The 19,843-nt window shown below is 63.6% G+C and carries 22 protein-coding genes; 6 read left to right on the top strand and 16 right to left on the bottom strand.

The window, feature by feature from the left end:
• Positions 1-17: 17 nt before the first annotated feature.
• The 11 genes from P5G52_RS01695 to P5G52_RS01645 all read right to left on the bottom strand — a co-directional run bounded on the left by P5G52_RS01695 (position 18) and on the right by P5G52_RS01645 (position 11,626).
• Positions 18-1,034, bottom strand: coding sequence for a hypothetical protein (locus tag P5G52_RS01695; RefSeq protein ID WP_301224255.1), 1,017 nt, complete (start codon positions 1,032-1,034; stop codon positions 18-20).
• Positions 1,035-1,168: 134 nt separating this feature from the next.
• Positions 1,169-1,570: a hypothetical protein gene (locus tag P5G52_RS01690; RefSeq protein WP_301224254.1), complete on the bottom strand. Its 402-nt coding sequence runs from the start codon at positions 1,568-1,570 to the stop codon at positions 1,169-1,171.
• 271 nt (positions 1,571-1,841) lie between these two features.
• Positions 1,842-3,080 carry an ABC transporter permease gene (locus P5G52_RS01685; protein ID WP_301224253.1) on the bottom strand — a complete coding sequence of 413 codons (1,239 nt, stop codon included), beginning with the start codon at positions 3,078-3,080 and terminating at the stop codon, positions 1,842-1,844.
• 2 nt (positions 3,081-3,082) lie between these two features.
• Positions 3,083-4,081: an ABC transporter ATP-binding protein gene (locus P5G52_RS01680; protein ID WP_301224252.1), complete on the bottom strand. Its 999-nt coding sequence runs from the start codon at positions 4,079-4,081 to the stop codon at positions 3,083-3,085.
• A gap of 306 nt (positions 4,082-4,387) precedes the next feature.
• The gene (locus tag P5G52_RS01675; RefSeq protein ID WP_301224251.1) at positions 4,388-4,651 is read right to left on the bottom strand and encodes an HPr family phosphocarrier protein; all 264 of its coding nucleotides are present in this window, start codon (positions 4,649-4,651) and stop codon (positions 4,388-4,390) included.
• A gap of 124 nt (positions 4,652-4,775) precedes the next feature.
• Positions 4,776-5,966: a glycoside hydrolase family 26 protein gene (locus tag P5G52_RS01670; RefSeq protein ID WP_301224250.1), complete on the bottom strand. Its 1,191-nt coding sequence runs from the start codon at positions 5,964-5,966 to the stop codon at positions 4,776-4,778.
• 229 nt (positions 5,967-6,195) lie between these two features.
• The gene (locus P5G52_RS01665; protein WP_301224249.1) at positions 6,196-6,801 is read right to left on the bottom strand and encodes a hypothetical protein; all 606 of its coding nucleotides are present in this window, start codon (positions 6,799-6,801) and stop codon (positions 6,196-6,198) included.
• Between the two features lie 658 nt (positions 6,802-7,459).
• Positions 7,460-7,942 (bottom strand): hypothetical protein, encoded by a 483-nt coding sequence (locus P5G52_RS01660; RefSeq protein ID WP_301224248.1) that lies wholly within the window; start codon positions 7,940-7,942, stop codon positions 7,460-7,462.
• Positions 7,943-7,999: 57 nt separating this feature from the next.
• Complete coding sequence (locus P5G52_RS01655; RefSeq protein WP_301224247.1) at positions 8,000-9,280, bottom strand: COG4705 family protein; 1,281 nt, start codon at positions 9,278-9,280, stop codon at positions 8,000-8,002.
• 218 nt (positions 9,281-9,498) lie between these two features.
• The gene (locus tag P5G52_RS01650) at positions 9,499-10,395 is read right to left on the bottom strand and encodes a phosphatase PAP2 family protein (protein WP_301224246.1); all 897 of its coding nucleotides are present in this window, start codon (positions 10,393-10,395) and stop codon (positions 9,499-9,501) included.
• Positions 10,396-10,669: 274 nt separating this feature from the next.
• Entirely contained in the window at positions 10,670-11,626 is a 957-nt protein-coding gene (locus tag P5G52_RS01645) for an SGNH/GDSL hydrolase family protein (protein ID WP_301224245.1), read from the bottom strand.
• 380 nt (positions 11,627-12,006) lie between these two features.
• Here P5G52_RS01645 and P5G52_RS01640 point away from each other — a divergent pair, with 380 nt between their 5' ends.
• From P5G52_RS01640 to P5G52_RS01620, 5 genes are all read left to right on the top strand, one after another.
• Positions 12,007-12,624, top strand: a complete 618-nt coding sequence (locus P5G52_RS01640; RefSeq protein ID WP_301224244.1) for a PepSY domain-containing protein — start codon at positions 12,007-12,009, stop codon at positions 12,622-12,624.
• Between the two features lie 150 nt (positions 12,625-12,774).
• Complete coding sequence (locus P5G52_RS01635) at positions 12,775-12,906, top strand: hypothetical protein (protein ID WP_301224243.1); 132 nt, start codon at positions 12,775-12,777, stop codon at positions 12,904-12,906.
• Positions 12,903-13,631 (top strand): DedA family protein, encoded by a 729-nt coding sequence (locus P5G52_RS01630; RefSeq protein ID WP_301224242.1) that lies wholly within the window; start codon positions 12,903-12,905, stop codon positions 13,629-13,631. Before P5G52_RS01635 ends, P5G52_RS01630 begins: the two co-directional genes overlap by 4 nt.
• Before the next feature lie 110 nt (positions 13,632-13,741).
• Positions 13,742-14,419, top strand: a complete 678-nt coding sequence (locus P5G52_RS01625; RefSeq protein WP_301224241.1) for a response regulator transcription factor — start codon at positions 13,742-13,744, stop codon at positions 14,417-14,419.
• Positions 14,420-14,507: 88 nt separating this feature from the next.
• Positions 14,508-15,989: a sensor histidine kinase gene (locus tag P5G52_RS01620; RefSeq protein ID WP_301224240.1), complete on the top strand. Its 1,482-nt coding sequence runs from the start codon at positions 14,508-14,510 to the stop codon at positions 15,987-15,989.
• A 287-nt stretch (positions 15,990-16,276) separates the two neighbouring features.
• Here the strand turns inward: P5G52_RS01620 and P5G52_RS01615 are convergent, their stop codons facing one another.
• Entirely contained in the window at positions 16,277-17,122 is an 846-nt protein-coding gene (locus P5G52_RS01615; protein WP_301224239.1) for a metallophosphoesterase family protein, read from the bottom strand.
• Here P5G52_RS01615 and P5G52_RS01610 point away from each other — a divergent pair.
• Entirely contained in the window at positions 17,121-17,273 is a 153-nt protein-coding gene (locus P5G52_RS01610; protein ID WP_301224238.1) for a hypothetical protein, read from the top strand. The genes P5G52_RS01615 and P5G52_RS01610 overlap by 2 nt on opposite strands.
• Before the next feature lie 586 nt (positions 17,274-17,859).
• On the opposite strand, the gene P5G52_RS01605 is transcribed toward P5G52_RS01610, so the two are convergent.
• The 4 genes from P5G52_RS01605 to P5G52_RS01590 all read right to left on the bottom strand — a co-directional run bounded on the left by P5G52_RS01605 (position 17,860) and on the right by P5G52_RS01590 (position 19,695).
• Positions 17,860-18,216, bottom strand: a complete 357-nt coding sequence (locus P5G52_RS01605; RefSeq protein WP_301224237.1) for a hypothetical protein — start codon at positions 18,214-18,216, stop codon at positions 17,860-17,862.
• 175 nt (positions 18,217-18,391) lie between these two features.
• Positions 18,392-18,607: a helix-turn-helix domain-containing protein gene (locus P5G52_RS01600; RefSeq protein ID WP_301224236.1), complete on the bottom strand. Its 216-nt coding sequence runs from the start codon at positions 18,605-18,607 to the stop codon at positions 18,392-18,394.
• Between the two features lie 498 nt (positions 18,608-19,105).
• On the bottom strand, positions 19,106-19,345 hold the full coding sequence (locus P5G52_RS01595; protein WP_363321857.1) for a YegP family protein: 240 nt from the start codon (positions 19,343-19,345) through the stop codon (positions 19,106-19,108).
• Positions 19,346-19,449: 104 nt separating this feature from the next.
• Complete coding sequence (locus P5G52_RS01590) at positions 19,450-19,695, bottom strand: hypothetical protein (protein ID WP_301224235.1); 246 nt, start codon at positions 19,693-19,695, stop codon at positions 19,450-19,452.
• Between the last annotated feature and the right edge of the window lie 148 nt (positions 19,696-19,843).

The raw sequence follows: 19,843 nt of genomic DNA, 5'->3' as shown, positions 1-19,843 counted from the left end.
CCCTCAGCGGGACAGGCTTAGGAGTGGCTTATCGGATCATTTAGGGTTCTGGTCCAGGCTTCCTGGTATGTGGAGCGTTGCCAGTGCTGGCGCGGGCCCTCCCACTCGCGTGCGACATCTGTCAGCCACATTGTCGTATCGGGATTCCACCCTGCGAGGACCGTGTAGACGTCGGCGTCGACCTGCAGTGCCCGATTAGCGCCAGTGAGGTAGGCCAGATCGGTCAGGTGCACCGCGTCCCACCGCTTTGCGACCTTTTCCCAGTCCGGGATGACCCATCTGCCGTCGTGACCGGTACACCGGAACCAATCATGGCGCCGGGACGCTGTGACCTCCAGCGGGTACTCGCGGCACAGTGACACCCACTCGTCCGCGGTGCGGATCTCATAGGTGCGGCCGGCACCGCGCACGGGAATCACCGTGGCGTGCTCCTCCCCGAAGGAGTCCTCGATGAGGTTCAATCCCAGCGGTACCCGTCCGATGGTCTGCAGGGTTCCGTGCGGGAAGGACCACCACGTCCCCGACCAGGAGGCGCGAGGGTCCCGGGGGCGTTCCTTCTCTGCCCGGACCTCTTCGGCGCGGGTGTCGCGGGCCCACGTGGAGAGGGCTCGTGCTGGGTCCCTAGGCAGGGGTGCGGGATCATCTGCCGGTCGCCAGTCAATGGCCCACTGCTCGACCTGCCGGCCCTGCGACCACCAGTGCGTGGGGGACACCGTCATCACGTGCTGCGCGATTGGGGCAAGGGCGGCCTTTACCTCGGGAAGCGCTGCGAGGACGTCTTCCCCGTCCGGCTCCTGCCAGGGCCGAGACGTGTCGACCGCTGCGGCCAACGCTTGGTCGATCGCACCACCGCCGATCCGTGTCACGTCGAGCGAGGCCAGGTTCGTGATGAGGTCCGTCATGGACGGTGTCGGTGGCCGGTTAGCGCTCTCATCGGAGGTAGCGGTTATCAGCACCCGGGATGTGCCCTTGCCGGGGTCCAGATCGTGGGCGAGCCAGAACGCGGCGGACCTGATCGACGGGTTCAACTCCATCACCAGCTCCAGACACAGACGGCGTCCACGAGGTCCTACCAGCAGCACATCAGCGCGCATATCCATCCGCTCACCCTACGGGTGGCGACGTTGGCGAAGCAGGAGGAAACCACACAACGACCTACCAGCCCGGTTCACTCAGCGATCGGGTACCGCACATGACTGCTGGGGGACTGTCCGATAGACGGTGCGTAGCCGGCGTGGTGGAAGGTGGCGAGGGCATCCTTGAATGCGGCTGCTTGTCCCTGGAGTTTCCGCACGAGCGGTCCGGATGGTGTCGATCCCACCGGTTGGTGTGCCAGGGCGCGGGTTGCTGAGACCTGTAATTGAGTTGCGCCTGCCATCGCGGCGCTGGCGTGCAGGCTCAGTATTGCGGTGATGAGTTCTTCTTCGTCGTGCATTTTCAAGGCATGTTCAATCCGTTGGACACGCTCGGTCAGCAGTGCGTCGAACGATGTCAGGAAGTCGGACGCGATGCGGGAACCAAGGTCATCGGCGAGTGATTCGAAGGCGGCCGCATCAAGGACAGGAATCATGATGTGTCTCCGAGTACCCCGGTCGGAATCGAACTGTTCTGCGCCATGACACCCCTGCCCCCTCTGCCACCTGGCAACCCCGTTAACAGTGGATGCTTGTGACGGCGTCCGCACGAGTAGGTACTACCTGTTTCGCCGGTTTCCGGGGTGACGAGGCGGGGACCTGTCGGCCCGCTTTCTCGCCGCACTGGGCTTTCCTTATGGACGGGTGGCCGGGGGAAGACCCGTGAACTGGGCTTCGTCCGCCTGTTTGCTCCCTTAGTCACCAGGGTTAGGTGGCGGGTGCCTTCGGGTGGTTGGTGGTGAAGGCGCTTTTCAGGCTGACTTTGGAGGTGTAGGCGATGGATCCGTGCTGGAAGAGTTTCACGGCGACGCGGAGCATGAGCGCGGAGCAGAGGAACAGGATCACTATGACGATGCATCCCTCGAGGAGGGACAGGGATCCGAACCCGTTGCGCAGCAGCGCGGTGACGGGGGCGGAGTAGGGGAAGTAGGTGAAGATCTGCACGACGAGGGCCTGCGGGTTGGAGATGACCAGGGACACGACGTAGAAGGGGACGAACAAGAGGGCGATCATCATGCCCATGAAGTTCCCTGCTTCCTTCGCGGTCGGCATGATCGCCCCGAGAGCGACGAGGCTGGTGGTGAAGAGGCTGAAACCCCCGACCATGAGCAGGAATCCGATGATCATGGTCTGCGGGTTGAAGATCAGGCTGTTCAGGTCGAGCTCGGGAATGTTGACCTGTTCGCGGAAGAACAGGTAGCCGATGATGATCGGCGAGGAGAAGATGATGGACTGCAGGGCGCCGACCATGAACAGGGAGATCACTTTGCCGGTGATCAGGGTCGTGGGGTTCAGGGTCGTCAGGATCATCTCGGTGACCCTGTTCTCCTTTTCCTCGAGGGTGGAGGCGAGCATCTGCCCGGCGAGCAGGACAATCAGGCCGTAGAAGATCACGAGGAAGAGCATCGGGGGAACGATGGCGTTGATGCCACCGGCTTCGACGCCGTCGGCGTACGTGGTGACGTCCACGACCGGTTCGGTCTGGGTCAGGGCGAGTAGCGTCGGATCATCGATGCCGGCCTGCACGGCGGAATCGAGCATCGCTTCGGCGACCTCGGAGTACTTGCCGTTCGCGAAGATCCCCTCATCAGCCCCGTAAACCCTGACCGGGTCGGACCGCAGGTCCTGCGGGTAAGCGAAGTACGCATCCAGGGACCCGCCCTTCACCGCCGCGATAGCCTCCTCTCCGGAGGCTGCTGACTCGGCATTGAACAGGGCGGCCTGCTCAGGGGTGATGAGCCCGGACGCGTCGGTGTAGGCGATGCTGAATTCGGCCTCACGCTGGGCGTCCGCGGTCGCCTCGGTCGTGGAATTCGACAGGTAGATCAGGGCGATGGCGATGCCCATGATCAACGGAACGGTGAGGGTTCCGATCCAGAAGCGGGGCTTGGAGATCGTGCGGAGGAACTCGAAGGAAACAACAGTCGATAGGTTGTGTTGCGCCACGATCAGGCCCCCGTCGATTTCATGGATGAACGAGCACCGGACCCGACAGCACCGGCCCCGACAGCACCGTCCCCGGCAGCGCCGGGGTGAGCGCTGGTGGGTGCGCGGGGCGGAGAAACGGTGGGGGAGACGGTGTCGTCGTTCTCGTCTCCGTAGACGGTGATGAAGATGTCTTCGAGGGAGGTCTTCGCGGTCGTGAAGCTACGCACCGTGACTCCTGCGTGGACGAGCTCTCGTAGGACGTCCGCTTCGTCCTGGTTATCGGCGAGGGATAGTTCGGCGTAGTTCCGCTTCTCCAGCAGTACCTCATACAACTCCGATGCCGGGAGGTTTCCGGCGTAGGTGAGGCGGATGGTGCGCCCGCCGAACTGGTCCTGCACGGCGTCGATGGTCCCGTACGCTTCGGAGCGGCCGTTCTTGAGCAGGATCACCCGGTCGCAGAGCCGTTCGACTTCCTCCATCTGGTGGGTGACCATCACGACGGTCGCACCGTTGGTTTTCTGTTCCTCGATGATGTCCATGAGCAGGCGCCGGTTCACCGGGTCAAACCCCTTGGTCGGCTCATCCAGGATCAGCAGTTCGGGGGAGTTCATGATCGTCACCCCGAGCTGGACCTTTTGCTGCTGCCCGCCCGAGAGCTTGTCCAGCCGGGTGCCGGCCTTATCCGCGAGGGCGACCCGTTCCAGGTAGTTCATCGACCAGGTGCGGGCCTGATCCCGGGTGAGGCCCTTGAGCCTGCCGAAGTAGGTCATTGTGTCGATGACCTTTTCCTTCTTGTACAGGCCGCGTTCCTCCGGAAGGTAACCCAACCGGCCACCGTCCTCGGGCCTGAACGGGCGCCCGTTGATGTGCAGGGTCCCGGAGGTCGGCTGGTAGATCCCCAGCAGGGCCCTGATCGTCGTGGTCTTCCCCGACCCGTTGCTGCCCAGGAACCCGAAGGTTTCCCCGGCCACCACGTCGAAGGACAGGTCCTCAATGACCGTCGTGGACCCGAAATCCATCCGAAAATTCTTGATATGGACAAGCGCCTCGTGCACCCTTTACCCCCACGGTCATGGCCTCGATTGCGTGCAGTTCTTCCTGCACCCACGCCATCCACCCTACCCAGCAGGACCAGAGAGTGCGCTGATCAGCGGAACACCCCAGATGGCGGGTCTTCAGGGGAACGAGCTTCGCCAAGACGCTAGTGCAGGCACTGGGCTGCTCCCGAGCGGCCCGCGCAGGGTGCACGACCCAAGGGCCAGGAGCGACTAGGCATATTCGGTCATGTTTCAGTGGCGCGGGAAGGAACGGCCGGGCTTGAGGTGTCAGTCCGGTGAGCTGATCACAGCGGCGACGGTGTCCAGGGTTGTTTCTGCGTGCGGCCCGTCGCAGCTCAGGGTCAGGGACTCGCCCGCTGCCGCTCCGAGGCTGAGCACGGCCATGAGCCTGGACGCATCAACCTGATACGACGGATCCGAGGTCAGCGCCAGAAGAACCGTTGCACCGCTGGCCTCGACTGCGGCAGCGAGACGGGTCGCAATGATCGCATGGAGACCACGTTGTGCACCAACCACGACGTCCCGTTCCATCACCGGCTTTCCTTTCCTATGGGAGCGACTCGACGAGTTCCCGACTCTTCACGTCACTTTCCACGTTCGTTTCACTGACTCCTGGCCTCGGGCTTCTGAGGCGAGGGCGGGTTTCGTGCGGGTTCTACGTTTCAGGGTCGATGAGGGGTTCTCCGCAGGTGTCGGGTTCTTTCGCGAAGCGGTACCAGTCGGGTAGGGCCGCGGTGAAGTCGGACCGGATCGCGGGTTCCTCCACCGCGGTCCAGTCCACGGCGGCGCCGACCTCGGGTTCTACCTTGTTCCATTCGAACCAGTTGACCATCTTCAGCTGCGGGAACCGCTCGGGTATCTCGGGGTCGAAGACCTGTTCCCACCAGGCACGCTTGATGTTCAAGGTCCGCAGGTCCCCGATGTCGGCCGTCACGAGGGCCGCTGTCTCCGGAATGGCGACGGGCTTGCCGTGACCGACCCCGTACTGGGCGTAGAAGTCCGGCAGCATCGAATCATCCCCGTTCGTCCCGTTGTACGTGCCGGTGAGCTGGTCGGCGAACTTTCCCTCCTCGGGCATCTCGCTCTCACCCCACGGGTACGTCCTACCCCAGTGGTAGAGGGACATGCCCACCCAGTCCACGGCGTCATCCCCCGGGTAGTAGGGCGCGTAGGGGTCATCGAACGGTGTCAGGACCCCATCACCGGTCGTGTCCAGCACCGTGAAGTCCTGGCCAGGAAAGCCCGGCGTGCCGGGCAGGGACTCGTAGGTGCCGCCCGCGAATGGATAGCCTCCCGCATAGTTCGGCGCCCACATCATCGCCGATCCCGGCGCGATCCGGTGGACGGCGTCGGCCACCCGGCGGAAGGCCGCGATGTACTCGGCGGGCTGCTGGCCCCAGGGGTACCAGGAACCGTTCATCTCGTGGGCGAAGCGCACGATGACCGGGACTCCGCTGGCGTTGAAGCGTGCGAGCATGCCGGCCAGCTCATCGGCGTGGTCCTCCGTGACCGCGTCCAGGCCGTCCATCGGCTCGAGCGTCAGCAGGAGCATCCCCCCGTTTTGCCGCAACTGCTCCGCGGCGGATGCGAGCAGGCCAGGGTCCTCCTCGCCGAGCGGGAAATCCGCGAAGGTCACGGCCACCGCGGGGCGCTCACCGAGCTTGTCCGAATACTCGGCCAGGGTCTCCCGACCCCACTCGAGGTTCACGCCCATCAACGTCCCGTCCTCGGGTGCGAGATTGCGTCCATCAATGGGGTCGCAGGGGACAGCCCTGGGATTAATGTTGCACGCGGTCAGGGACAGGAGCAGGAGCGCGGTGAGAATTCGCGCGAGATGTGAGACCACACCACCAACCTACCGTCAGCCCTCTTCAGCCCTCGCGCAGCTGGATCGAAGCTCTCCACGTTCCGGCGAGCCAATAATGCAGCTCGTCCGTCATGGCTACGAGCATGGTTCCTACCCGTATAGGCCCTTTCCTGGCGAGTCGATGAATCGATGAGTTGGTGGGTCGCTGTTGTTTGCTGGTCATGGCGGTGAAGCGGGCATGGGTCCTGGTGTATAGGGTCAGCAGGGTTCAGTGGCGGCCGGGCCGGGCCTTGAGGTGATGGAAGCACAGTGCCCCGGCCGTGATGAGACCAGCCAGTCCCACCACCGCCATCGTTGTCACCACTACCGGACGCGGTTGGAGTTGCAGCTCGAAGGGCAGCCGAAGCATGAACATCTCCACGGCGGCTCCTACAGGTACCACCAGCCGGCAGAGTAAACCCCGCCAGGTGGGATGACCGGCCACGACGCCGACCGGACCGAGCACAAGCCCGGAAACAACCGCGGCCGCACCCCAAAAAGTCATGTCGCCGACCACGCCGTCCCAGGACGTGATGACGGGCGCCTGCGTGGGATCGATGCCATACATCGGATGGTCCTGGTCCTGGTGTGCGTAAACCCCATTCCACAGATCGACCAGGTAGTACCCAACAACGGCCAACAGCAGTGTGCCGCTGGCAGTCACTGCTGGCCGGCGCACCGCGTTGGCGCCGGCCACGACGCCGAGGCCGGCCCAGGACCAGCCGACCCCCAGGACCTGGGACAACGCAACCAGGGCGGGATGAGCCCCCGAGACGGCATTGACGGCCGCGACCAGCACACCAAAGCAAAACCCGCCCACGATAAACCAGAGCATCCGGGTGCTCCTATGACTTTCCGAGGCCATCCACCCACCGTATCCACGGGGCTCTCCTATCCCAAGAGAGCCTGAACGCATGTCCTGACCTGCCGTCTTACCGAAGCCATAGCATCGTGGCGACGATGAGAACGTGGCGACGATGAGAACGTGGCGACGATGAGAAACTGGCCCGCTGCTTGTACTGCTCGGGGACGTTCGTTGATGTATGAGGACGCGTTGTAGGTTCTGGACGTGAGGAGGACCTCTGATCGAGAGTGGAGCTGTTTAGGTTCCGGTATCGATCAGGAGGTCCTCGTGTCTCACGCTAATGCTGCTCTGACTCCGATTCAACGGCTGCGGATCGGGAAGCTAATCGTCGAGGACGGGTGCCGGTCGCGCACGAGGGTCACAACACATTAGTTCCGGACACGGCTCATGGGACACGACGCACCGTTCCTACTGCTCTTGGCTGGCGATGTCCTATGGCTGGTTGTCTATAGTCATGCTCCGCCGTCAGATCGCCATGACTCGTGGAGTGTGAGGAGGCTTCCCGAACGTGACGAAAGGCGCCGGGGCGTAAGGCTCACCGTCATTGCCGGAGGTGATGTGGAGGTGGCGTGGTTAAGTGGGTTCCGCCGCCGACTGATGAGTCCAATTCTCATAACGGCGTTTAGGCCTACCCGCTCCAGACGGAAGCCGAACCGGAGTGCCCGGTGACGATGCTTTGATAGGTGATGACCAGCCCACCGATCACGCCGAGGACGACGGCGACGGCCCGAACCCAGCGGGTGTCCAGGAGTCGGCGCAGGCCGTTGAGTCGCTGGGTTCGAATCAGTGCCTGCGGGAACGCCGCGAGGAGCTGGGCTGCGACGGCGACGAGGAAGACCAGTGCGAGGGCTTTGAACAGATCTCCCTGTTCTGCATGCGCTTCGATGAGCGCTGATTCGGGCATGCTCCGCTCGAGCTGCTCACCAGCTTGCGCAGTCAAGAGTGACAGCGGCGCCAAAAGGACTGCCAGAGCCCCCAGTGGCCAGGCCAGTCGGCCACGCAGACGCGGTACAACGGCGAACAGGACCGCCAGGAGCCCAGCGATCGGCGCGAGAACGACGACTGCGTGGATGAGGAGAATATGCGCCGGCAGACCACCGATTTCAATCATGAGACAACTCTTTCTACGAAGGAAGGTGCGCGGGAGGACGATGCCCCTCCTGCTTCATTACGCGCCGTCGAGGGTTGCAAGGAGTGAGTGGAGAGTTTCCTGTTCGGTGGCCGGGTCGGGGTTGCTGGCGCGGACGGAGGACAGGACGGGATCGATCTGGTTGTCGATGAAGGTCCAGGCCTGGCAATCGGCGGCGAGTAACGTCTCCTCGTTGTCGTCCCACGCGGTTTCGAGGTCGGTCGCCCGGTCGGCGGCTCCGGCCTGATCGCCCTGGGTGACGAACGTGAGGGTCTCGGAGGCGATGGCATCGAACTCGGCGACGCTCGTAGCGGGGAAGTTCGCGTGAGCGGCTTTCTGCGCCTCGGCTTCGGTCAGGGGTGTCGAACCTGCTGTGCAGGTCGGCCCGGCACCTTCGTCCGCCAGGGCGCTGGTGTGCGGAAGGCTGTTGGTGTACGTGAGCAACGCGATGGTCGCGACCGCCACGGCTGACAGGATGCCCAGGGCGGTCCGTTGCCGTGCGGGGGTCGCTGTGTGCACGGTTTCGGCGCGGGGTCGTTCCACGACGTCGGCCTTGCTGACGGTGAGATATACGACGGTTGCGAGGATCGCTGCGAGGAAAAGGACGCTGGTGATGAAGGTGCCCACCCCGAGCCCTCCTTCGGCCGGCGGGAGGCCGAGCCAGTCACCGATATTGGCGCCCAGGGGGCGGGTGAGGATGTAGGCGATCCAGAAGGTGAGTACCGGGTTGGCGCCGAAGCGCCAGAGTGCGGTCACGATGCCGATGAGGACGAGGGGCAGCAGGATGGACAGCCCGGGACCCCACCCTGTGAGCTCGAGGGTCCAGTCGCCCAACGCGGTTCCAAGCGCGAAGGTGATGAGCACGGCGAGCCAGTAGAACGCTTCGCGCGGAACGCTGACGATGCTGTGGATCGACAGGGTGCTCTCTTTCATGAACCAGATCGTGAAGACGACGGCCAGCACGACGGAGAACACGACGGAGCTGAACCACAGGGGCACCCCGGCCTGGTCGGTCAGGAAGTCGGTGTACAGGGTCCCGGTGATGCTCATGACGACGACGGTCAGCCAGTAGGCGTCGGGGCGGTACCGGCGAAGGCGCATCTGCGCGGTGAGCACGACGGCGGTGACGAGGGTGAAGATGACTGCGGTGGCGACGAGCCCGACGCCCAGGGCCATGTTGATGTAGTCGGCGAAGCTCTCACCGACGGTGGTGCAAAGAATCTTGATGATCCAGAACCAGAGGGTGATTTCGGGGACCTTGCTGAGCATCTGTCGTGCAGAGCGGGGCGCCGCGGGACTGACGTGGTGTGTTCGATCCATGGCTGATCTCCTCGAGGGTCTTCATTAGTCCCCCGCTGACTTATGCCGTGCCCTCAAGAACGGTCGAGGGCGGCCATCGAGCGGAGACGACCGGTGTTGTCATCAGTGTCAGTCGCGGACGTTGAAGAGATGCTGAGAAGTCCCCGGGGGCTCCACGCGAAGAGGGAAGCTCAGCCAGAACCGGAAGCGGATTTGCGGCTACCTATGGCAGGGAAGGCTCACGCTGCTGGTCCCGGGTCCGGATGGTCGGTGACGGTCTGGCTGTTCCGTGTCCGTGCTCTCGTGCGGTGTTGAGCTGTCAGATAGAGGCGGTGGGCGGTGATGACCAGGGCGAGCCACGCGGCTCCGAGGGTCCAGGCGACCAGCACATCGGTGAACCAGTGGTGGCCGAGGTAGACGCGGCTGAGGCCCATGCTGAACGCGAAGACCGCAGCCACTACGACGATGAGGACTCCCGCCCGGTGGCTGTGCTGACGCAGCAGGAGCAGATACGCGATGATCCCTGCGATCACGAGGGCATTGAGGGAATGCCCGCTCGGGAAGGACGCCGAATACTCATATGGTGGGACGGCATCGATCAGGGGAGGCCGGGTGCGACCGATGAAATGCTTCCCCACGATCGTCATCAGCAGCGACCCGGCCGCAGCGGCGACGATCAGGACGACAGGTGTCCAGGAACGACGGCGAACAGCCAGGATCATCATGAAGCCCACAGCCAGGAGGGGCATCGCGATCGGGCCGCCGATGTTCGTGTAGCCGGTCACCAAGGTATTGAGGGTCGGAGATCGCAGGCCCTCGGCGGCGTTCAGCAGCGGATGATCCAGCGTCGCGACACCATCGTTTTCGGTGACAGCGTCGTAGATCCCTGCCGACCCGATGGTCAGCAACAATGCCAGGACAGCCCCGACGCATAGCGGTATGACCAGTGCAGCGTGCGGGCCCAACCGGGCGCTGAGGCGGTGCGTCCACCGAGCCAGCCATCGGCCCGGTGGTGTCCTCCAGCGCGTCAGGTCCCGTCCTGCCGCGAAGCGGTCCTGCTCGCCGCCAAGCGGATCGCCCCCCGTAGCAGGATCACCTGCGCGTTGGGTGGAGTGGGAGTTGCTATCCGGATCCATTGATTGTTCCTTTGCTACGGGCCCGATGCTGGCGTTGTTGTGCCTCCATGGCCACCTGCGTCGTCAGGTGAAGAAGCCCTCAGGCATACCGTAAAGCGGCGATTCTGTGAGAACGCTGAGCCCCTTTTCCTTGCGGTTTCGTCCGTCGGCGACCCACGCGGTGCCGGCCACGGTCCACGATCCACCGGCCACTGCATCGCACCCGCCCGTCGGTCGTCCACTTCGCGCCGGGCTCCGAAGTGGGGTGTCCGGTACCTGCTGACCAGGGATCGGTTCAGCGCTCGGCGTTCGGCCGGGTCTGCTGGGCACGGGCAAGATCAGTCTGAGTGAGCTGCAGCTCGTTCAGCTGTGTCCCGAGCACTCCGGCGAGATGATCGTGGCCGGCCTGGGTCAGGTGCACCCCGTCTGCCAACTGAGAGCTTGCCTGGTAGCGGGTCAACCAGTCGCCCGCGCTGATGAAAGCCAGGTGATGACCGAGTGCGTAAGCGCCCAGGACCCCGTCGACCGCGGTGCGTCGTCCACCACCGGCGGCCGCTCCTCGTGCCAGCGTCCCGATCATGACAATCACCGAGGAGGGGTAGGTTCGGGTGAGTGTGGAGACGACCGCGTCGGCGCCGCCGGTGATCTGCGCGTCGGTTGCACCCTGGGTGGCGTCGTTGCCGCCGCCCTGAATGACGATCAGGGCCGGATCCGTGCATGGCAGGGTCCACTGTCCCTGTGTGAGCGCCGAGGGGTAATTGGTTGCGCTGCTGGTGGTGGCCACGAATCCGGTGCCACCGGCCCCGACGAACCGGACGTCGTACCCTGCACCGCGGAGCCCGGCCTGCGTCCAAGTCCTCTGGGCGGGGACTCCGGCCGCGCCACCGGACTGGGAGTCGCCAATCAGCAGAGCTGCCCTTCCGGGATCGGGCAATTTTAGCCCGGGTCCTTTGCTGATGGGATCGATGCACTGCGCGGGAGACGGTTCGGCGGTAGGAGGTTCGGGGATGACCCCCGTGGTGGGGCTGGCAGATGCCGTCGGGGAGGCTGGGGCGGCGTGCCCGACTTGTCTCGCGGGGGCATGGCTCGCGGCTGTCGTGGGCGCGATTGTGCTGCGTGCACCGGGGGCGAGGAGGCTGCCGTCCGCGGCCGCCGCTATCAGCAGGATGCCAACGGCGAAAGGTGCGCCCACAGTGATCGCGGCCCGAAGTCGTCTGTGTCCTGCCCTGTGCCTGAGTCCTGTCCTGTCCATGGTGTCTCCCTGCGCCGCCCGGCCCGATAGTCCGCCATCGATGCGGCGAACGTCAATAGGAGCAGTGTCGACCACGGACCTTGAACGGACCCTGAGAGTCCCACGAGGCTACGAGCATCAGCGTGAGAGACCGGAATTTTCAGGAACCAGACAAGAGTACTTCGGGCGCCCTTACCTGCAGGACCATCCGCAAGTGCAGTGCACGTTCGGGGAGGGCCTGATGTGGGGCGGGCGGGATTCTCAGGTGTTCTCAGCCTCCTCTAAGCGGTCGGGGACGAGAATTGGCTCAAGCACCCCACAACGGGCCGGACCCGAAGAGAACACGGACCCTACAGTTCGCACCACGGGTGACCGTCCGGTGGTTGAAAGGCAGTCAATCCATGAAGATCACGCAGAATAAGAAGGCCCTGGTGGGGTCCCTCGCGGGTCTGGCTCTGGTCAGCGGCACCGTTCTCGTCGGCGTGGCTGTCGCCAACGCCAATAGCGCCAGCACGCCCGCATCAGGGACAACCCAGAACGAGCAGGACGAGCAGGACGGGCAGAACGAGCAGAACGACCAGGACGGGCAGAACGACCAGGACGAAGCGTTGGTGAAGGGATCGATCCCGGTCCCCGAGTCGGCCACCGAGGTCCCCGACGCCGAGGAATCCGCTCAACTCACCCAGTTGGCCACTATCGACGCGACAGGGGCCGAGGGGGCCGCAACCGCATCCGTCCCTGGTAGCACCGCCATCAGCACTGAGCTCAGCGGCGACGATGGGTTCCTCGTCTACGACGTAACCGTCAAGGACGGGGCCGGCGCAGTGACCGAAGTGACGGTCGATGCCGGCAACGGCACAATCCTGGCCTCTGAAGCCGGTGACGACGAGGGCGCCGACGGTGGCGGAACCGATGAAGCCGACGAGGCGGATGGGGCTGGCTCGCAGGACGACAACGGCGCGGACGGCGAAATGAACGACGCCGCAGACGCCGCTCAGGACGCCACCCACGGCAAGTAGCCGCACCGCCCCCTATCGGGAGCCCACTTACCCCGGCCGCGCACGGCCGGACCCATTCCTAACCCATTCCCAGCGCAGTCCTAACGCTGTCCAGCCTCTTCCTCCCGATCAGGGTGCTTTCGCTCAGCGAACTCTCAGGTTGTCCGTGGAATGGTTGCCGAACACTGCAGGCGCGTAGAGCTCCTCGGAGCCTTCCTCGTGCTGGCCCCAGCCATGGTCCGGTACCTCGAGACCGCCGATGCCGCCGTCCTGCGCAAGGAAACCAAGGGGAATGACGCATGATGACACCTATGGTCGGTGCGATGACCACGGCGACGACGACCGTGCTGCCTGCTGGTTTGTCGCTGGGCGATGTGACTGATCCGTCCGCGCTCCTGCAACACGCCGGAGGATGGGTTCTGCTGGTGGTCGCCGGGATCGTGTTCGTCGAATCCGGGGTGCTGTTTCCCTTCCTCCCGGGGGATTCCCTGATTTTCACGGCCGGATTGTTGCATGCCCGGTTGGATCTACCGCTGATACTGCTGATCGCGGTGGTTGTGGCAGCGGCCATCACGGGGGACCAGGTCGGGTACTGGCTGGGGCGGAGCTTCGGACGAAGATTGTTCAAGGAGGACGCCCGCATCCTGAACACCCGGTACCTCACCGCTGCCGAGCATTTTTTCACCCGGTATGGGGGCCGATCGCTCGTGCTGGCCCGGTTCGTACCCTTTGCCAGGACCTTTGTTCCGCTGGCGGCCGGCGCTGCCCACTACCGATACCGGTCATTTCTGATGTGGAACGTCCTCGGCGGGGTCCTCTGGGGTGCGGGGCTGGTACTTGCCGGTTCCGTGCTCGGGGGCGTGCCCTTCATCGCCGGTCACGTCGACCTCATCGCGTTGGTAATCGTTGTCGTCTCCGTGGTCCCCACCATCATCGAGGTGACCCGACACGTACGCCGCAACCGGGCCGGCACATCAGCTACGCCGTCGACGGCACAGACACAGGGACAGGACGAGTCGGCCGCATGAGTCACATCACCTGTCCGGGTTGCCCTCTGGTTAGCTAGGCTCAGCTCGCTCAGCTTGTTCAAGGCCTGCATCGCTACGATGACATCGACGTGACGGAAAGAGGAAGCCTGATGCGTGTGCTGCTGGTCGAGGACGAGAAGGACTTGGCCGAGTCAATCCGCCGGGGGCTTACCAATGAGGGTTTCGTGGTCGATGTCGCCCACGACGGCGTCACCGGGGCGTGGATGGCGGTGGAGAATCCCTACGACGCCGCGGTCCTGGACATCATGCTTCCGGGCAAGCATGGCTACCAGGTCCTTAAGGAAATCCGGGCAGCGAAAATCTGGACTCCCGTGCTGATGCTCACGGCGAAGGACGGCGAGTACGACCAGACGGACGCCTTTGATCTTGGCGCCGACGACTACCTGACTAAACCCTTCAGCTTCATCGTCCTCGTCGCACACCTGCGGGCGCTGATCCGCCGTGGTGCTCCAGAGCGCCCGGTCTCGTTGAGCGTCGGATCTCTCCTCCTGGACCCCGTGCGGCGCAGGGTGACCCGGGGAGGGGCCCCTATCGCGCTGACGCCGAAGGAGTACGCCATCGTGCACTATCTGATGCGTCACCACGACCAGGTGGTGTCCAAAGCAGAGATCCTCGATAACGTCTGGGACGCAGCCTACGAGGGCAGCGACAACGTCGTCGAGGTATACGTGGGGTACCTGCGCAAGAAACTCGACGCACCCTTTGGCATGAGCACCCTGACCACCGTCCGAGGCATGGGCTACTGCCTGGTCTCCGATGAACGCTGACCCCGGCCCGCACGTCGGCCCACCGCCAATGACCCCCTCCACACCGGGCCCCCTGCGAACAGGTCTCCCTTGGCTAGCCAGGTGGGGCGTGCGCCAGCAGGCCGTCCTGGCCGCGGTCGTCACCATGGCCGTCATCCTGATCATCGCCGGTGTCATCCTCCTGTCAGTGCTGCGGTCCTCGCTCCTGGACAACGCCCGGGATCTCGCCGTGCAGCGCCGCGACACCATCGCCGAACAGATCCAGGAGAACGACCCTGAATCCCTTCCCAATGATCTCCCTGGTGATCTCGCCGGTGATCTGGCTGGTGAAGGAACCGGCACCGGCGAAAGCTCCGGAACGCAGGTAGCGCAGGTCATCAGCCCGGGCGGCACCGTCATCGCCACCACCGACGCGTCCATGGACGATCCGTTGTATAGCGGGGAACATCTTGCTGCCGGACAGTCCTACCTTTCCGAAGCTCCTGGGCTGATCGGCATGGTCGACGTCGATGACTACATCGTGGCAGCCGAGGGGATTACCACCCCGGGTGGGGACATGGTGGTCGCGGTCGGTGTATCCACCGCCATCGAACGCGACGCCATCAGCACCGTCGGTTGGTTCCTCCTCACCGGGGTGCCGGTCCTGCTCGCCCTGGCGGGAACACTCATGTGGTTTCTCGTCGGACGGGCGCTCCGGCCGGTTGAACGGATCCGCTCAACGGTCGCCGGTATCTCTCACCAGCACCTCGACGAACGCGTCGAAGTACCCCCTACCCGGGACGAAATCGAACGACTGGCTACGACCATGAACGGCATGCTGGCCCGCCTGCAGAGCGCCGATGCCGCCCAGCGGCGGTTCGTCACGGACGCCAGCCACGAGCTACGCAGTCCCCTGGCCACCCTGACAACAGGACTCGAAATCGCCGCCGCCGACTCGTCCGATGTGACCTGGCGCGAGACCTCCGCCATGCTGCAAACCCAAGCACTCAGGATGGGATACCTCGTCGAAGACCTGCTGACGCTTGCGAAAATCGACGATGCCGGACTCAAATTCGTCATGCAGGACGTTGACCTCGACGATCTACTCCTCGAGGAACTGAACCGGCTGAAATCCGTGTCGCGTCACGCCATCCACGCCCACATCGAGCCCGTCCGCATCACCGCAGACCCCCACCGCATTACTCAGGTCATCCGAAACCTCCTGAACAACGCCGACCGGCACGCCGCCTCCACTATCAGCATCAATCTAAGCAACAGCGCCAGCGAGCATCCGAGCACGCATGCCAGCTCTGACGCGAGTGACTCACACGGCCATGGACAAGCAATTCTGACCATCGACAACGATGGCGACAGGATCCCCGAAACCCAGCGCGAACGCGTCTTCGAACGCTTCGTCCGCCTCGATGAGAGCCGCACCCGCGAAAGCGGCGGCAGTGGCTTAGGCCTGGCAATCAGCAAAAACATCATCCGCGCCCATGCGGGCACCATCCTCGCTACCGAGAACACCGACGGCCACACGCGCTTCGTCGTCACCCTGCCTCTGCAGTCCCCTTCAGCCATACGGCCGAAGATTGAAGGCAAGGAGATGTGAGGTGCTGGGCTTGTTCCATCTCTGCGCCCCTGCCCCCACAAAACGAACTTCTGACCGCCAGCTTGGATGCGGGAATGAAGTTACTCCGGGACCATTGAGGACAGCACCATCGATGCCTGGATCGACCAACAGTCAAAATATGTGCTGATGGAATCAACGGTGGGTGAGTTCACACGAAACTGCGGTTCGTCAGACCGCGGAACGCCCTTTAGGGACGTACCCTCGAACTGCCAGCGCTACATTTAGCTGCTGGCGATAAACGCGGCGGCGCCGGTCATGGCTTCCCGTCACGGCGCCGGTCGCGTCCCTGAGTCCGTGCTGGACCCCGTCGTCGGAACGAACTCCCAGTCGAAAGACCCGTCGTCCCGAAGCGTCAATCGGAGGTACCCGTGGGTGTCGCTGAACCGTTTCTCGATGTACGGCGGACGGCTGGTGAAGGAGCGGAGGCCGGCACCTCCCGTGGAGACCTGGAACGCTGTCATACCGTCACTGACGCACCGGTCGGCGTTGTCCACCGGACAGGAGCGTTCGTAGTTGTGCTGTGACCCTGACAGGGTCAGGCGGACCCTGTGCTTCCACATCACGTCGATCCACGGCTTGTGGTCGGCGGCCCGCTCATGTTGGTCGGTGTTCGATGTGAAGTACGGTTCGTGGTAGACGACGGCCAGGTGCTTTCCGGCCGCCCGAGCAGCAGCGAGGTCGTTGTCCAGCCACTCGGTCATCTCCCGGGCCTTCGTGGAATCGTACTCCCAGTGCGCGGACGACAGGAACGCGAAGTGCCAGTTCCCGAAGTCCTTCGAATACGGTTTCCCGTTGCCGATGAACCCGCGCTGCTCGTTGATGGCAGCCTTCGCCGTGGACCCCGGGCATTGCCCGTTCATGAAGTTGTCGAGGTCTTCGTTGCGGCCGGGTTTCCAGTCGTGGTTGGGGGCGGACACCCAGTACAGCTTGGGCATCGTGCCGCCCCACAGCCGCTTCCAGTAGTCCACGTAGTCGGCGCAGTACGCGGTGTCGTACTGAAAGTCCCCGAGCCCCAGGAATGCGTCGATCTCGTCGTTCTCCACGAGCCGGGTGATCGCCGCACCGTTCCGGCCGGACGGGCTATCAGGATCATCGGTCTTGGCACCGTTCATGTCACCGACAGCAGCAACCCGAACATCCCCCCCAGGGGATCCGGACCCACTCGAGGACGGCGACCCACTCGAGGACGGCGACCCACTCGAGGACGTGGACGTGCTGGAGACCGGTGCGGAACCCTTGGCGGCGGTCGCCGCGGGGGACTGAAGCGTTGGGGACTGCCGGCCAGCCGGCTCCGCGGCACTGGTGCACCCCGTGACGGAGACCGCCAGGAGGGCTGCCGCGGCCGCGGCGGTTGCGGCCACACTCCGGAAGGACCTGCGACGAGCAAGTACTGGCTGCATCCGATAGCCCTTTGAGAAGCCGGGGGAACCCGGAGCGCGGGTGGGCTCCTAAGGGACGACCAGGTGCACTGAAACCTTGATATTCCTCAGGCCGGGCCTGCCTGTCAAGGGTGCACGATGCTGATGAAGGTGCCCGTGTGGGCGCTACGAACCACACGTTCCGAGGCCGGGGGCCTGGACGGGCGCCTACCAGCACACGGAACAGCAAAGGTTCGGGTTCCGCTGAAACCCCGAGCCACCGTCTGCGCCGGATTCAGCACTCGTTCTGGTCCGCCCCAGTTCAATGGGAAAGAGACTAATTGCTGCTCCCACACGGGTCCAACCACCAGTAAGAGGTTGCATCCGGGCAGGCAGTCCGCTGTACCTGCGCTCCTCCTCCACGATCTGGACGCCCACCGGTAGGACGGGACTGGCGTAGGCGTTGCCTATACCTACTCCTTCGCTCACGCTTACATTGCCGTCATGTGTTGTGAACCCGGAGTGTGGTGTGCTGATTTGGTTTGAAGGAACTCACACAACGCCGCGGCCCGGGTGAGTTCCTTCGCGAGGTTCCGGAGTTTGGCTGCGCTCATGGTGAGGTTCCGCTCCCGCGGCCCGAAGTTCACTTCCCAGTTCGGGTCACCCGGGCCGGCCGGGTACAGGTAGACGTCCGAGGGCAGATCGGTCATCCGCATCACCACCAGCCCGGTGTCAGCTCCTGCACCGCCGTCATGACGGAGGACCTCAATACCACTGGGTAAGTCATCGCTGGTCGCGGTGAACTCGCGGACCCACTGCTGGAGGAGCTCCTTGCTGCGGTAAGGCACGACATCAACTCCTCCACATGTTTTCGAGTGCTCACTCTATGGTGCAGGCAGGTACGTGAGGTCAGGTAAGAGTTTAGGTAATGGTCCGTGGGGTGTCCTGATCATCAACATCACCACAACCGGCAACGTCTCCAGTACACCTGAGGCGTACCTCAGTCCGGTGACGAGCGGTGGCTCAGTGCTTTGAGTTGATGGAGTCGAGGTATTGCTCCACGGCGGTTTCTGGCACCCGGTAGGAGCGGCCAAACCGGACACCGTTCAGTGCCCCGGATTGGACCAGGCGGTACACGGTCATTTTCGAGACCCGTATCCGGGCGGCGATCTCCGCAACCGTCAGCAGTGTCTCCGTCATTGGATTGTTCGGTGCCGGATTGTTCTGTGCTGTTGTCATATCTGCTCCTTCGATCAAGCTGGTCGCATCTGCTGTTCCGACAGCACTGGTCACTGCCGGCATGTCCCGGACGAGGAGCCACAGTCTGGTCCCATAACGTCCGTACTCAGTAGTTGGCGGGGGGCGGTGACGTGTACTGTCAGCCACCCCATACACCTGACGTGATGGAAGAAAGCCCAGCGGCCAGTTGGGACTCCAGTCCTGCCACGACTCCACGGGACTGCGGGGCTCGGGCGAACTGGGGTTTGCCTCGCGAAGACACGGGAGCTGGCTTTCGCAGTGATTTTTACCTGCACGGATCCTTACCTGCACGGATCCTTACCTGCACGCTAGCCCTTTGAAGCGGGTTGTTGGTCCGCAGCTCCGGCATATCTAGGGCCGGGCGCTGTGAGCGCTTCGAAGACTTAACGACCTGACACCTGCTGCGGTGTCGTACCTGTGGTGCCGTTTTCCTCAGATCCGGGAAGACTGGCGGACAACCGTGCACCCAAGGGTTCGCTATCTCGCCATAGCGGCGGGTAGGAGGCCCTGCTCCATGACTTCTTCAGGGGGCATCGGTAGGCAGAGGTCGGTGATCAGCCCCATCCCAGCGCACTCACGGACCGCGCTAATACCCTCGACCGCTGATGCTTTGTCCGAGAACTGCCCGGAGACGGCTAGGACCGTCCCATCGGACGCTTTCAACCTGAACCTGAAAGAAACTCCTCCGTCACGGAAGAGCTCGAACTTTCCAGCCATAACTACCCCCTGATTACCCAGGCAGAGGAACTGCTCGGGTTCGTCATTGAATCCGGAACTCAACGCTGCGTTCCGGCTGGCCCGAAGATGGGATAGGGCTTCCCCTACGTGACCCCAGCCACACCCAATTCTCTTATAGTAAAGGCCTTATTTCGTACTGGCGAGTAATTTCCGTTGGAGTTGGTCAGCACAAGTTTTTCAGCAGGCTGTTTGCTAAGCAAACTAGAATCTATTCCCTTATTCGCTAAACAGCCTAAAATCTCTTTTCTCTTGCTTGTTAAGCAGCCTAGAATTTCTGTTTCCTTGATTTTGGTACCGCCGCGTGTCTCGTATTCGGTGGGCAGCGCCACGAGGAGGCTGGTACTCACTTCAGGGGCCGGACAGGGCAGTCCTGGCTACGGAACGAACAGCTGCGATAGTGGCTGGGAACCGCGACACCATCACCGCCGCCCAACCCATCCAATCCGCACCCCGGATCCCGGATCCCCGGAGAAACAG

The organism is Arthrobacter burdickii (genome assembly GCF_030433645.1).
GTDB lineage: Bacteria > Actinomycetota > Actinomycetes > Actinomycetales > Micrococcaceae > Arthrobacter_D > Arthrobacter_D burdickii.
This window is presented reverse-complemented; position numbering and strand designations above follow the sequence as displayed.